This is a genomic window from Pseudomonas sp. URMO17WK12:I11, assembly GCF_007677725.1.
GTDB lineage: Bacteria > Pseudomonadota > Gammaproteobacteria > Pseudomonadales > Pseudomonadaceae > Aquipseudomonas.
In genome coordinates this window covers 224,364-237,511 of record NZ_VEDF01000009.1, presented here as the reverse complement: position 1 = coordinate 237,511, position 13,148 = coordinate 224,364, and the positions used below count along the sequence as shown (strand labels likewise).

At 61.2% G+C, this 13,148-nt stretch carries 11 protein-coding genes; 5 read left to right on the top strand and 6 right to left on the bottom strand.

Going from position 1 to position 13,148, the window contains the following annotated elements; genetic code table 11:
* Positions 1-387 precede the first annotated feature (387 nt).
* The 3 genes from FS665_RS18120 to thiI form a co-directional block, all read right to left on the bottom strand.
* Positions 388-1,812 (bottom strand): PhoPQ-activated pathogenicity-related family protein, encoded by a 1,425-nt coding sequence (locus tag FS665_RS18120; protein WP_145191442.1) that lies wholly within the window; start codon positions 1,810-1,812, stop codon positions 388-390.
* 180 nt (positions 1,813-1,992) lie between these two features.
* The gene (gene typA / locus FS665_RS18115; protein ID WP_145191440.1) at positions 1,993-3,813 is read right to left on the bottom strand and encodes a translational GTPase TypA; all 1,821 of its coding nucleotides are present in this window, start codon (positions 3,811-3,813) and stop codon (positions 1,993-1,995) included.
* 128 nt (positions 3,814-3,941) lie between these two features.
* Positions 3,942-5,396 carry a tRNA uracil 4-sulfurtransferase ThiI gene (thiI, locus tag FS665_RS18110; protein ID WP_145191437.1) on the bottom strand — a complete coding sequence of 485 codons (1,455 nt, stop codon included), beginning with the start codon at positions 5,394-5,396 and terminating at the stop codon, positions 3,942-3,944.
* 466 nt (positions 5,397-5,862) lie between these two features.
* Here thiI and glnA point away from each other — a divergent pair, with 466 nt between their 5' ends.
* The 4 genes from glnA to ntrC all read left to right on the top strand — a co-directional run bounded on the left by glnA (position 5,863) and on the right by ntrC (position 11,086).
* Complete coding sequence (glnA, locus tag FS665_RS18105; RefSeq protein WP_145191432.1) at positions 5,863-7,269, top strand: type I glutamate--ammonia ligase; 1,407 nt, start codon at positions 5,863-5,865, stop codon at positions 7,267-7,269.
* Positions 7,270-7,405: 136 nt separating this feature from the next.
* Positions 7,406-8,323 (top strand): gamma subclass chorismate mutase AroQ, encoded by a 918-nt coding sequence (aroQ, locus tag FS665_RS18100; protein WP_145191428.1) that lies wholly within the window; start codon positions 7,406-7,408, stop codon positions 8,321-8,323.
* Positions 8,324-8,567: 244 nt separating this feature from the next.
* A complete protein-coding gene (gene glnL, locus FS665_RS18095; RefSeq protein ID WP_145191425.1) occupies positions 8,568-9,653 on the top strand; it encodes a nitrogen regulation protein NR(II) in 1,086 nt (361 codons plus the stop codon).
* Positions 9,650-11,086: a nitrogen regulation protein NR(I) gene (gene ntrC / locus FS665_RS18090; protein ID WP_145191422.1), complete on the top strand. Its 1,437-nt coding sequence runs from the start codon at positions 9,650-9,652 to the stop codon at positions 11,084-11,086. The genes glnL and ntrC overlap by 4 nt, the downstream gene beginning before the upstream one ends.
* 305 nt (positions 11,087-11,391) lie before the next feature.
* On the opposite strand, the gene FS665_RS18085 is transcribed toward ntrC, so the two are convergent.
* Positions 11,392-11,829: a hypothetical protein gene (locus FS665_RS18085; protein WP_145191419.1), complete on the bottom strand. Its 438-nt coding sequence runs from the start codon at positions 11,827-11,829 to the stop codon at positions 11,392-11,394.
* Here FS665_RS18085 and trmL point away from each other — a divergent pair.
* The gene (gene trmL / locus FS665_RS18080) at positions 11,828-12,289 is read left to right on the top strand and encodes a tRNA (uridine(34)/cytosine(34)/5-carboxymethylaminomethyluridine(34)-2'-O)-methyltransferase TrmL (RefSeq protein WP_145191416.1); all 462 of its coding nucleotides are present in this window, start codon (positions 11,828-11,830) and stop codon (positions 12,287-12,289) included. The genes FS665_RS18085 and trmL overlap by 2 nt on opposite strands.
* Before the next feature lie 79 nt (positions 12,290-12,368).
* On the opposite strand, the gene secB is transcribed toward trmL, so the two are convergent.
* Both secB and grxC read right to left on the bottom strand, forming a co-directional pair.
* On the bottom strand, positions 12,369-12,854 hold the full coding sequence (gene secB, locus FS665_RS18075) for a protein-export chaperone SecB (protein WP_145191413.1): 486 nt from the start codon (positions 12,852-12,854) through the stop codon (positions 12,369-12,371).
* A gap of 39 nt (positions 12,855-12,893) precedes the next feature.
* Complete coding sequence (gene grxC, locus FS665_RS18070; protein WP_145191410.1) at positions 12,894-13,148, bottom strand: glutaredoxin 3; 255 nt, start codon at positions 13,146-13,148, stop codon at positions 12,894-12,896.

Below are 13,148 nucleotides of genomic sequence, written 5' to 3'. Positions count from 1 at the left end.
CCCGAAACAAACGTAGGAGCGAGCGCAGCTCGCGATGCGCCGCGCGGGCGGCGCTCGATCTCATAGGCGCTGAAAATACCGAGGCGGCCCCATGGTGGCCCACCTGCAACCTAAAGACAGGCGCATCCCAGCACCATTCCCACTCGACCGCCGGACCTTTCCTACAAACCCGGTCTAGCGATCTCACGCCCTGCGAAATGCCCTACAAACCCTGTCGACGCGCGTCTCGCTTTCCAAGTCGCTGAAAGGTGCAGCGAACGGGTAAGGGTCTGCGCAGGCATCCCCTGCCAGGACGCCCGCGATCAAGCCTCGGAACTGCTGGGTTGCGGATTGGCCCAAGCCCTGCTGAACGACGCCGGACTGGGCATGCCGCACTCAACCAACTGCTCACGCACCGTCCGCCGGGAAGCTGCGGCATACCCCACCGTGATCGGTCGGCGGATGCTGTGGATAGGTCTGTGGTAACACGCTGACCGGGGTGGTGGCGATGAAGCCATCAGCGAACCTCGCTTCGACGAACTGTGCCTGCCACCCCATGGCCGGCGCCGTGCGCTGCAAAGTGAATTGCTGCTGGGGCACCAGCGTCTCGGACTGATAGCGCACCCCACAGTTATAGCGAAAATCGCGGTCATTCTCGTTCTTCGCCGTCCACACCTTCATTGCCACAGGCTGTTCGGAGAATTCGACGGCCATCTGCCCAGGCGCTGCGCTTGCTAACACCTGCACGCTCGGCAGCGCCTTGCCGTCGCGCAACCGTGTCAGCGCTGGCACCAGGGTGCTGACCACTGCATGCCGCACGCCGCCATGGTCGGAGTTCGGCAATACCCTCAAGCTGGTCGGGCCTGGCAGGCGTTGCTGGTAATCGGTGGCCGGGTCAGGTGCGAAGAAATCGTCACCGCTGGCCGACACCAGGTATTTGGGGATCGCCAGGCGATGCCCCTTCTCGTTCAAGTACTGCATGGGGTCCATCATCGCCATCAGTCGGTCGAACTGCGGCGTACCGAGCTGCTGCATGACACCGGCTCGCTGATACGGCCACAATGCAGCGGGGTAGTGACCGCCATAGCGCTTGCGCAAGCCAAGCAGCATCTGCGAGGTGTCTGCTACATCGATCACGCTGGGCACGATGGCCATCACCCGCTCATCGGCCAGCGCCGTCAGCCAGGCGCTCCAGCCGCGCTTGGAGGCACCGGTGATGATGAAGCGGTCCACCATCAGCCCTTGCTTTTGCAGCTCCTGCTCGGCCAGGTCCATTGCCCGACTGGCCGCTGCTGCCATCGGCACGTGCAGCGGCAGCTCCGGCGCCGCCCCACGAAGCGCATGCGCCCAGGTATGGGCCACGGCGTCATCCTCGCGCAAGGGCTGGTCGGCATCGCTGAAAGTCACGTACTGATTGGGCACATCGCTGATCATGACCACGACCATCTGCGACTTGAGCGCCACTTCGCGCAACGCCTCGCGGCTGAAATCCGGGTTTTGCGCCGGCCCGTGTCGCACACCATTGTTCACCACCAGCAAGGCTTTGCCGGGCGCTGGGTCGCGCGGAATGTGCAGCTCGACATCATGCTGCCATCGACGCGGCTCTGTCACCGGCAGCGGCTCCCAGACCTGCGATACCATCTGTAGCCGGCGCAGCGTATAGCCAGGCTCGGCGACCTGTTCAAGCAACACAGACTGCAAAGGTGCCTGGCGAGCATTGCCGACATGGCACTGGACGATTTGCTGTGCAGGAAGCCCATTGCAGTCTTGCAAGGCATTGGCCTGGAAGCTCGCCATCAGGCAGGGGACGGCGAGCGCTAACCGGTAGTTCATGGCTTTGCTTCCTTTTGCAGAAAGCGTTCCACGCTAGGTGGCCTTGCGTCCGCTCACAAGGCCCGAAAGCCGCTGAGAGAGGCGCCCTACATCATCTTGAGACTTGAGCCACGTAGAGCTCACCTACAAAAACGCCCCCGGCCTTTCGACCGGGGGCGTTTTCATTCAGCCTGAGCTAACTCAGTTCTTGGCTTTCTTGGCAGCGCGGGTGCGCTCGCCTTCGTCCAGGATCTTCTTGCGCAGACGGATCGACTTCGGCGTGACTTCGCACAGCTCGTCGTCCTGGATGAATTCCAGGGCCTGCTCGAGGGTGTGGCGAACCGGCGGCACCAGGGCGATGACTTCGTCTTTGCCCGAAGCACGCATGTTGTCGAGCTTCTTGCCTTTGGTCGGGTTCACGCCCAGGTCGTTGTCACGGCTGTTCAGGCCGATGATCTGACCGTTGTAGATCTCCTGGCCGTGTTCGACGAACAGCTTGCCGCGAGCCTGCAGGGTTTCCAGCGAGTAGGTCAGCGCCTTGCCAGTCTCGACCGAAACCAGAACGCCGTTCAGACGGCCGGACATCTGGCCCGACTTCATGGTGTCGTAGCGATCGAAGATCGAGGTCAGGATGCCTGCACCGTTGGTCAGGGTCAGGAACTGGTTACGGAAACCGATCAGACCACGGGCTGGAATGTTGTATTCCAGACGGACACGGCCCTTGCCATCCGGCACCATGTTGGTCAGGTCGCCTTTACGCAGGCCCATTTCTTCCATGACCTTGCCCTGGGATTCTTCAGGGATGTCGATGGTGACGTTCTCGAACGGCTCCTGCTTGACGCCGTCGACTTCGCGGATGATCACCTCAGGACGGCCAACAGCCATCTCGAAGCCTTCACGGCGCATGGTTTCGATCAGTACCGACAGGTGCAGCTCACCACGGCCCGATACCTTGAACTTGTCAGGGGAATCGGTTTCCTGAACACGCAGGGCAACGTTGTACAGCAGTTCTTTGTCCAGACGGTCCTTGATGTTACGGCTGGTGACGAACTTGCCTTCCTTGCCGCAGAACGGCGAGTCGTTGACCTGGAAGGTCATCGAAACGGTAGGCTCGTCAACGGTCAGCGGCTTCATCGCTTCGACCGCGTCCGGGGCGCACAGGGTGTCGGAAATGAACAGCTCGTCGAAACCGCTGATGCAGACGATGTCGCCAGCCTGAGCTTCTTCGACATCCACACGGTGCAGACCGTGGTGGCCCATCAGCTTGAGGATACGGCCGTTGCGCTTCTTGCCGTCGGTGTCGATGGCGACCACCGGGGTGTTCGGCTTGACGCGACCACGGGCAATGCGGCCAACACCGATCACGCCGAGGAAGCTGTTGTAGTCCAGGGCAGAGATCTGCATCTGGAACGGACCATCACGGTCAACCGAAGGCGCTGGTACGTTGTCGACGATCGACTGGTACAGCGGGGTCATGTCTTCGGCCATGTCGGTGTGGTCCAGACCGGCGATGCCGTTCAGGGCCGAGGCGTAGACGACTTTGAAGTCCAGCTGTTCGTCGGTGGCACCGAGGTTGTCGAACAGATCGAAGATCTGGTCCAGGACCCAGTCAGGACGCGCGCCTGGGCGGTCGACCTTGTTGATCACGACGATTGGCTTGAGACCGGCTTCGAAGGCTTTCTTGGTCACGAAGCGGGTTTGCGGCATCGGGCCGTCCTGGGCGTCGACCAGCAGCAGTACCGAGTCGACCATCGACATCACGCGCTCGACTTCGCCACCGAAGTCGGCGTGGCCGGGGGTGTCGACGATGTTGATGTGGTAGCCATTCCAGTTGATGGCGGTGTTTTTCGCCAGAATGGTGATACCGCGCTCTTTTTCCTGGTCGTTGGAGTCCATGACGCGCTCGTCGTTGAGCTCGTTACGCTCCAGAGTGCCGGACTGACGCAGGAGTTTGTCGACCAGGGTGGTTTTACCATGGTCAACGTGGGCGATGATGGCGATGTTACGCAGATTTTCGATCACAAGTGTATCTCGATCAGAGGATTCGGTTGCCGCCCAATGTAGGCGGCCAATATGTACTGTTTACGGCTCAGCGGGCCCGGCGGTCGGGAGGGCGATGGCGGATACTGCCGCCATACAGCCCCGGCGTCTTATGTCGGACGATAAACACGCACATTGGCATGTCCCTCACTGAGCAGATGGTGTGCGTGCAAACGGCTCATCACACCTTTATCGCAATACAGCAGGTACTGGCGGTTGCCGTCGAGCTGCTTGAACTTGCTGTTGATGGCATAGAACGGCATGGCCTGGACTTCGATGCCGTCGAGCACCAGCGGTTGGTCTTCCTGGGCATCGGGGTGACGAATGTCGATGACGATCTGCCCTGGCAGGGCCTCGGCGACTTCTTCAACCTGGATATCCTTGCCCAGCTCGTCGATCACATGGTCGATGGAGATGAACTTGGCCCGCTCGATGGCCCGTTCGAGCACTTGCATCTCGAACTGTTTCTCTTCGTGCTCCATGCGGTGACGCTTGGCATGGGTGGTCGGGTTCACCGAGATCACGCCGCAGTATTCGGGCATGTGCTTGGCGAATTCGGCAGTGCCAATCGCGTAGGCCTGGTCGATGATGTCCTGCTTGTGACTGGCCAAAAGTGGGCGCAGCACCAGTTTGTCGGTGGCCGAATCGATGATCGACAGGTTCGGCAGGGTCTGGCTGGACACCTGGGAGATCGCCTCACCGGTCACCAGCGCGTCGATATCGAGACGCTCGGCCATGCGCGCGGCAGCGCGCAGCATCATGCGCTTGAGGGTCACGCCCATGTAGCTGTTGTCGACCTTGTTGAGGATCTCGCCGACGACCTCCTCGAACGGCACGCTGATGAACAGCACACGCTGGCTGCTGCCGTATTTTTTCCACAGGAAGTGGGCGACTTCCATCACCCCAAGCTCGTGGGCGCGCCCGCCGAGGTTGAAGAAGCAGAAATGGGTCATCAGCCCGCGGCGCATCATCTGGTAGGCGGCGACGGTGGAATCGAAGCCACCGGACATCAACACCAGGGTCTGCTCCAGGGCGCCCAGCGGGTAACCGCCGATACCATTGTGCTGGTTGTGGATCACGTACAGGCGCTGGTTGCGGATTTCGATGCGCACCAGCACTTCGGGGGCCTTCAGGTCGATGCCGGCGGCGCCGCATTGCTGGCGCAGCTGACTGCCGACGTAGCGGTCGACGTCCATCGAGGTGAAGTCATGGTGACCGCCACGCTTGCAGCGCACGGCAAAGCGCTTGCCTGCCAGCTGCGGGCCGAAATGCTGCTTGCACTTGGCGACGATGTCGTCGAAGTCGCCCAGTGGGTATTCTTCGACCTGCAGGAAATGGGTGATGCCCGGGGTGCAGGTCAGGCGCTCGATCATCTCGCGCTGGCGCTTCTCGTCCTCGACGCGGGTGACCACCTCGAGATTGTCCCAGACACCATCGACCGCGAGCTCCGGATCGAGGTCCTTGAGCACGTTGCGGATGTTCTTGGCCAACTGGCGAATGAAGCGCTTGCGCACCGGCCGGCTCTTGATGGTGATTTCTGGAAAGACTTTGACGATGAGTTTCATTGGTTAACAGCGCGCGCAGGGCCTGCCGAAAATGAGGGGCGCGAATTATAGCGGAAATTGCTCAGGATTTGACCAACATTTGATCAGAACCTTGCAGATAAATGTACGCAGGGACTTTTTCGCCGATGGGCTCAGGCCCAGGCGAGCGGTATGCCAGCCAACACGCCGGCAATTTCTCGACCTTGCCTGTGTGCCGAAATGGCCCTGAAAAAATGCACACATCGATACGCCCGCACTCAATTGGTGCATGACCGACAAATTCTGCCTTGAAAGGGTGCAAATCTCTGCCACGTCTTTGCCCGAAATGCCCGCAAACGCCCCCTTTTATCCCGGCCTCGCCATTTTCGGGCACTGGCATGCAATTTGCTCCCTTGTGAGGCAGGTAAGCTTGGCCGACTATCCGCGCCCGGCAACACCATTTTCCAGGGCAGCGGCCAACCGCGCTCTAGACCATCCGGAGGACAACATGTCGAAGTCGGTTCAACTCATCAAAGATAATGACGTCAAGTGGATTGACCTGCGTTTCACGGACACCAAGGGCACTCAGCACCACGTGACCATGCCGGCGCGCGACGCGCTGGAAGACGATTTCTTCGAAGTCGGCAAGATGTTCGACGGCTCCTCCATCGCTGGCTGGAAAGGCATCGAAGCGTCCGACATGATCCTGATGCCGGTTGACGACACTGCCGTCCTGGACCCGTTCACCGAAGAACCAACCCTGATCATCACCTGCGACATCGTCGACCCTTCGAGCATGCAAGGCTACGATCGCGATCCACGTGCGATCGCCAAGCGCGCCGAAGAGTACCTCAAGAGCACCGGCATCGGTGACACCGTGTTCGCCGGTCCAGAGCCTGAGTTCTTCATCTTCGACGAAGTGAAGTTCCAGTCCGACATCTCCGGCTCCATGTTCAAGATCTTCTCCGAGCAGGGCTCGTGGATGACTGGCGCAGACGTCGAAGGCGGCAACAAAGGCCACCGTCCAGGCGTCAAAGGTGGTTACTTCCCAGTTCCACCATTCGACCATGACCACGAAATCCGTACTGCCATGTGCAACGCACTGGAAGAAATGGGTCAGACCGTCGAAGTTCACCACCACGAAGTGGCCACTGCCGGCCAGAACGAAATCGGCGTCAAGTTCAACACCTTGGTGAAGAAGGCCGACGAAGTCCAGGCGCTGAAGTATGTCGTGCACAACGTCGCCGACGCCTACGGCCGTACCGCCACCTTCATGCCGAAGCCGCTGTACGGTGACAACGGTTCGGGCATGCACGTGCACATGTCGATCTGGAAAGACGGCAAGAACACCTTCTCCGGCGAAGGCTATGCCGGTCTGTCCGAAACCGCCCTGTACTTCATCGGCGGTATCATCAAGCACGGTAAAGCCCTGAACGGCTTCACCAACCCGTCGACCAACTCCTACAAGCGTCTGGTCCCTGGCTTCGAAGCGCCGGTGATGCTGGCCTACTCGGCACGCAACCGCTCCGCCTCGATCCGTATTCCATACGTTGGTAGCCCGAAAGCCCGCCGTATCGAAGCGCGCTTCCCGGACCCATCGGCCAACCCGTACCTGGCTTTCGCAGCCCTGCTGATGGCTGGCTTGGACGGCATCCAGAACAAGATTCACCCAGGCGATGCCGCTGACAAGAACCTGTATGACCTGCCGCCAGAAGAGGCCAAGGACATCCCGCAGGTTTGCGGCAGCTTGAAAGAAGCTCTGGAAGAGCTGGACAAAGGCCGCGCGTTCCTGACCAAAGGCGGTGTGTTCTCCGACGACTTCATCGATGCCTTCATCGAGCTGAAGAGCGAAGAAGAAATCAAGGTCCGCACCTTCGTGCACCCGCTGGAATACGAGCTGTACTACAGCTGCTAAGGTGCTCGGCTGCACGCAGCCGGCATGAGCACAAGGCCTCCCTCGGGAGGCCTTTTTTATTGCGTGGGAAATGCCTGACAGACTAATGCAGCCTGGATGTGCAGGGTGAGGGCTTACCCTTCATTCGAGACTGCCCATGCCAATGCGCTACTTCACCCTTCTTGCATCGCTTCTCCTGGTCAGCGGCTGCACCACGTCTGCCTCAGCGCCCGGCAGCGCCACGGCAGAAGTACTGCTGCGCACCAGCAGTAGCTGGAATGGCGATGCCTTCACCCACTACCCCACCGGGACACCGGCCCTGTCGCTGACACGCATCGACATCCCCCCGTACACGACCCTCGAATTCCATTGCCATCAAACGTTGGGCTTGGGCCACGTAGTCAGTGGCGAGATCGAAGTCCAGACGCGCGCGGGCGAGCGCATCATCGCCCGCGCAGGGGACACCTTGGCCGAGGTGGTGGACCTGCAGCACCGCGGCCGTACCGCAGCGCTGCCTGCTCAGTTACTGGTTTTCGAGGCCGATCGCACAGCACCACGCACCAAGTTGGGAGAGGATGGGTGCCGTGCTGCGAGCGCCGAACCGGTTCAACTGGCGACCCTGCTCAACCTTATCCAGCGACGCTTGGCGCTGACCGAAGCGGTAGCGCTGCACAAGTGGGACCGACAACGACCTGTCCTGGACGGCCAGCGTGAGCACCTGATACGCCGCTCGGTACGACGGGCCGCGCACCGTCAAGGCAGCAGCCCCGAGCGAGCGGAGTTGTTTTTCATCGATCAGATGGAGGCAAGCAAGCTCTTGCAGTACTCGCTGCTGCAGCAATGGCATGTCCAGTCGGCGGCGCCCGCCAGCCCTCGGCGCGACTTGGCCAGCCAGATCAGGCCTGAATTGGACGAATTGCAACGGCAGTTGCTCACAGCGCTCAGCAGCTTCGATTCCACGCTCGTCACACAGTGCCAGGCCGAACTGGCCGCTGCGCTTGAGCGGCGCGGTGGCGGTGCGGATTTCAAACACGCAATGATTCGAGCGACAGGAAAACTCTGCCCTAATCCTTGAGAGCGCTATGCTCTAAATTGGTGCACGCTTGAGCCGCAATCGATCCTTGCAAGCCCACAAGCGTGCACTGAAACGATTTAACCCCCGCTCGCAGATCCGAACATGCGCCTATTTCGCTCGGCGTGCCGGAATATTTGCATCGTTTCAGAGCTTTGGTTTGGTTCTTGCATTTTTTTGGTATCAGCGGATCCACAGTGCGCCACGCTACAGCCAGCCATGCGCCTCAAGAGGTCAACGACGCCTTATGACCATCAGCGATGCACAGCACCGACTGCTTCTGGACAACCTGACCACCGCGACGTTGTTGCTCAATGCCGAGTTGCGCCTGGAGTACATGAACCCGGCCGCCGAAATGCTCCTGGCAGTCAGCGGTCAGCGCAGCCATGGGCAGTTCATCAGCGAGCTGTTCACCGAGTCGACCGAGGCGCTCAACTCCCTGCGCCAGGCCGTGGAGCAAGCGCATCCCTTCACCAAGCGCGAAGCGCAGCTGACCTCTCTGACCGGGCAGACCATTACCGTCGACTATGCCGTGACGCCCATCCTGCACCAGGGCAATACCCTGCTGTTGCTGGAGGTGCACCCGCGTGATCGGTTGCTGCGCATCACCAAGGAAGAGGCCCAACTGAGCAAGCAGGAAACCACCAAGATGCTGGTGCGCGGGCTTGCCCACGAGATCAAGAATCCGCTAGGTGGCATCCGCGGCGCTGCGCAATTGCTGGCCCGGGAGTTGCCTGAAGACGGCTTGCGCGACTACACCAACGTGATCATCGAGGAAGCCGATCGGCTGCGTAACCTGGTCGACCGCATGCTCGGCTCGAACAAACTGCCGTCGCTGAGCATGACCAACATCCACGAAGTGCTGGAGCGCGTCTGCAGCCTGGTCGAAGCAGAGAGCCAAGGCTGCATCACATTGGTGCGCGATTATGACCCTAGCCTGCCGGACGTGCTCATCGATCGCGAGCAAATGATCCAGGCGGTGCTCAATATCGTGCGCAACGCCATGCAGGCGATCAGCTCGCAGAACGAGCTGCGCATGGGCCGCATCACCTTGCGCAGCCGCGCCGTGCGCCAATTCACCATTGGCCATGTACGCCATCGCCTGGCGGCGCGGATCGAGATCATCGACAACGGCCCCGGCATTCCTGCAGAACTGCAAGACACGCTCTTCTATCCCATGGTCAGCGGCCGCCCGGACGGTACCGGGCTCGGACTGGCCATCACCCAGAACATCATCAGCCAGCACCAGGGCCTGATCGAATGTGAAAGCCACGCAGGCCATACCGCCTTTTCGATCTTCCTGCCCCTGGAACAAGGAGCCACCGCCCCATGAGCCGAAGTGAAACCGTCTGGATCGTCGATGATGATCGCTCCATCCGCTGGGTCCTGGAAAAAGCCCTGCAGCAAGAAGGCATGGTCACCCAGAGCTTCGACAGCGCCGACGGTGTCATGGGCCGCCTGGCCCGCCAGCAGCCGGATGTGATCATCTCGGACATCCGCATGCCCGGCGCCAGTGGCCTCGACTTGCTGGCGCAGATCCGCGAACAGCATCCGCGTCTGCCGGTCATCATCATGACCGCCCATTCCGACCTGGACAGCGCAGTGGCGTCCTACCAGGGCGGCGCCTTCGAATACCTGCCCAAGCCGTTCGATGTCGACGAAGCGGTATCGCTGGTCAAGCGCGCCAACCAGCACGCCCAGGAGCAGCAGGGCCTGGATGTGCCGCCAGCGCTGGCGCGCACGCCGGAGATCATCGGCGAAGCGCCGGCGATGCAGGAGGTGTTCCGTGCCATCGGTCGCCTCAGCCATTCCAACATCACGGTGTTGATCAACGGCGAATCCGGCACCGGTAAGGAGCTGGTGGCGCATGCCCTGCATCGCCACAGCCCGCGTGCGGCTTCGCCGTTCATTGCCTTGAACATGGCCGCCATCCCCAAGGACCTGATGGAGTCCGAGCTGTTCGGCCACGAAAAAGGCGCGTTCACAGGTGCCGCCAACTTGCGCCGCGGACGCTTCGAGCAGGCTGACGGCGGCACCCTGTTCCTGGACGAAATCGGCGACATGCCTGCCGACACGCAAACCCGGCTGCTGCGCGTATTGGCCGACGGCGAGTTCTATCGCGTCGGCGGCCATGTGCCGGTGAAGGTCGATGTGCGAATCATCGCGGCAACGCATCAAAATCTGGAATCGCTGGTGACTGCCGGCAAGTTCCGAGAAGACCTGTTCCATCGCCTGAACGTGATCCGCATTCATATCCCACGCCTGGCAGACCGGCGCGAGGACATCCCGGCACTGGCCCGGCACTTCCTGGGCCGCGCGGCCCAGGAGCTGTCGGTCGAACCGAAGCTGCTCAAGCCGGAAACCGAGGAATTCATGCGCAACCTGCCCTGGCCGGGGAATGTGCGCCAACTGGAAAACACCTGCCGCTGGATCACCGTCATGGCCTCCAGCCGTGAAGTGCTGATCGGCGACTTGCCGCCAGAGCTGCTCAACCTGCCGCAGGACGCAGCGCCCGTCACCAACTGGGAACAGGCCTTGCGGCAGTGGGCGGACCAGGCGCTGGCGCGCGGGCAATCCAATCTGCTCGACAGCGCGGTACCTAGTTTCGAACGGATCATGATCGAGACTGCGCTCAAGCACACCGCCGGGCGGCGGCGTGATGCGGCGATCCTGCTGGGCTGGGGGCGCAACACCCTGACCCGCAAGATCAAGGAGCTGGGCATGAATGTCGATGGAGCCGATGAAGAGGGCGACGACGAGCACTGAGTGGACGCTCGACAAGCAGGGACGCCTGGGGCTGCGGATTGGCAGCCCCAGTCATTTCTGCCGCACCCTGCACCGATCATGTGCAACATGCACCTGTGCAAGGCACGAATCCCCTCAAAAACCGGCGCAATCACCGTGAAACCCCGATCAAACGGGCTTTCGCAAAACTGGCACGACCCCTGCAATAGATCTTGCATACCCAGTTTCGGGGGCTCTGGTACAGGCAGGCCGGATGACCCCTCTTTTATTCGCAGCACCGCCAGCTTTGGGGACCTCGGTACAGGCAGGCCGGGACATCCCCTCTTTTATTCGCGCAGCTTCAGCTGCACACGCCAGCCCCCAGCGTCCTCTGCAGCGGTCCACTGCCCGTGCAGGGGACGGGCGGCGACCACCGTCAGCAACAAGCCCTTGTCACTCTGCTGCACTCGCCAACTCACCGGTTTACCCGACAGGTCGAGCTGACCGCGCTGGGCCATGCCCTTGGCCTCGAACAACAGCGCGAGCGTCCCTTCGACATGCTCGCCATGCAGCCTCGGCTGCGCGTTGAACCACAGGTTCAAGCCATCCTGCACCACCTCTACCCGCTCGAGCCGGTGCTCGGTAGGCGCGGTAAGGCGGCCGATCATCAGGCCCACCAGCACTCCGAACAATGCCAGGGAAAACAGCATGCGCGGCCAGGCCTTCGAACGCAGGTCCGGTTCAGGGGTAGAATGCTCGTCATCTTCACGCTTGGAGCCGTGCATGTTTCACGTCATCCTTTTCCAACCAGAAATTCCACCCAACACCGGCAACATCATCCGCCTGTGCGCCAACAGCGGTTGCGCCCTGCACCTGATCGAACCGATCAGCTTCGAGCTGGACGACAAGCGCCTGCGCCGTGCCGGCCTGGACTACCACGAGTATGCCACGCTCAAGCGCCACCAGAGCCTGGCGGCGTGCCTGGAAAGCCTCGGCCATCCGCGCCTGTTCGCCTTTAGCACCAAGGGTTCGCACCCGTTCCACGAGGTGGCCTACCAACCCGGCGACGCGTTTGTTTTCGGCCCAGAAAGCCGTGGCTTGCCAGCCGAGGTGCTGGACAGCCTGCCAGCCGAACAGCGCCTGCGCCTGCCCATGCAACCAGGCTGCCGCAGCCTGAACCTGTCCAATACCGTGGCGGTAACCGTTTACGAAGCCTGGCGGCAGAACGGTTTCGTTGGCAGCTGACCGCTCACCTGGGGCAACCTGCTTACCGTGCGACCAATAAAAAAGCGCCCCGCAAGGCGCTTTTTTGCTACCGGCAGGATTATTGCGCGGCGGGTGCTTCGCCGTTTTCCTGCATGCGCTGCATTTCCTGCGCGTACAGGGCGTCGAAGTTGACTGGCGAGAGCATCAGCGCCGGGAACGAACCGCGGGTGACGAGGCTGTCCAGGGTTTCGCGGGCGTATGGGAACAGGATGTTCGGGCAGAACGCACCCAGGGTGTGGCTCATCGAGGCCGCGTCGAGGTTCTTGATCAGGAAGATACCGGCCTGCTGGACTTCGGCGATGAAGGCCACTTCTTCACCGTTCTTGACGGTCACCGACAGGGTCAGCACCACCTCATGGAAGTCGCCTTCCAGGGCTTTCTGCTTGGTGTTCAGGTCCAGCCCTACGCTCGGCTCCCACTGCTGGCGGAAGATCTGCGGGCTTTTCGGGGCTTCGAACGACAGGTCGCGCACGTAGATGCGCTGCAGGGAGAACTGAGGGCTGTTGTCTTCTGCAGCAGCGCCGTTGGTCTGTTGGTCAGTCATGGCAGATCCTTAATCCTAATGTTTTCTGTGCGGTGCAAATCAGGCCGTGAGCAGGGCGTCGAGCTTGCCGGCGCGCTCCAGGGCATACAGCTCATCGCATCCACCGACATGGGTGCTGCCGATCCAGATCTGCGGCACCGAGGTACGCCCGGCCTTCTGGCTCATTTCGGCGCGGACCTGCGGCTTGCCATCGACCTTGATTTCCTCGAAGGCCACGCCCTTGCTTTCGAGCAGGTACTTGGCGCGCATGCAGTAGGGGCAGTAGTCGCTGGAATAAACGATGACGGGCTTCAT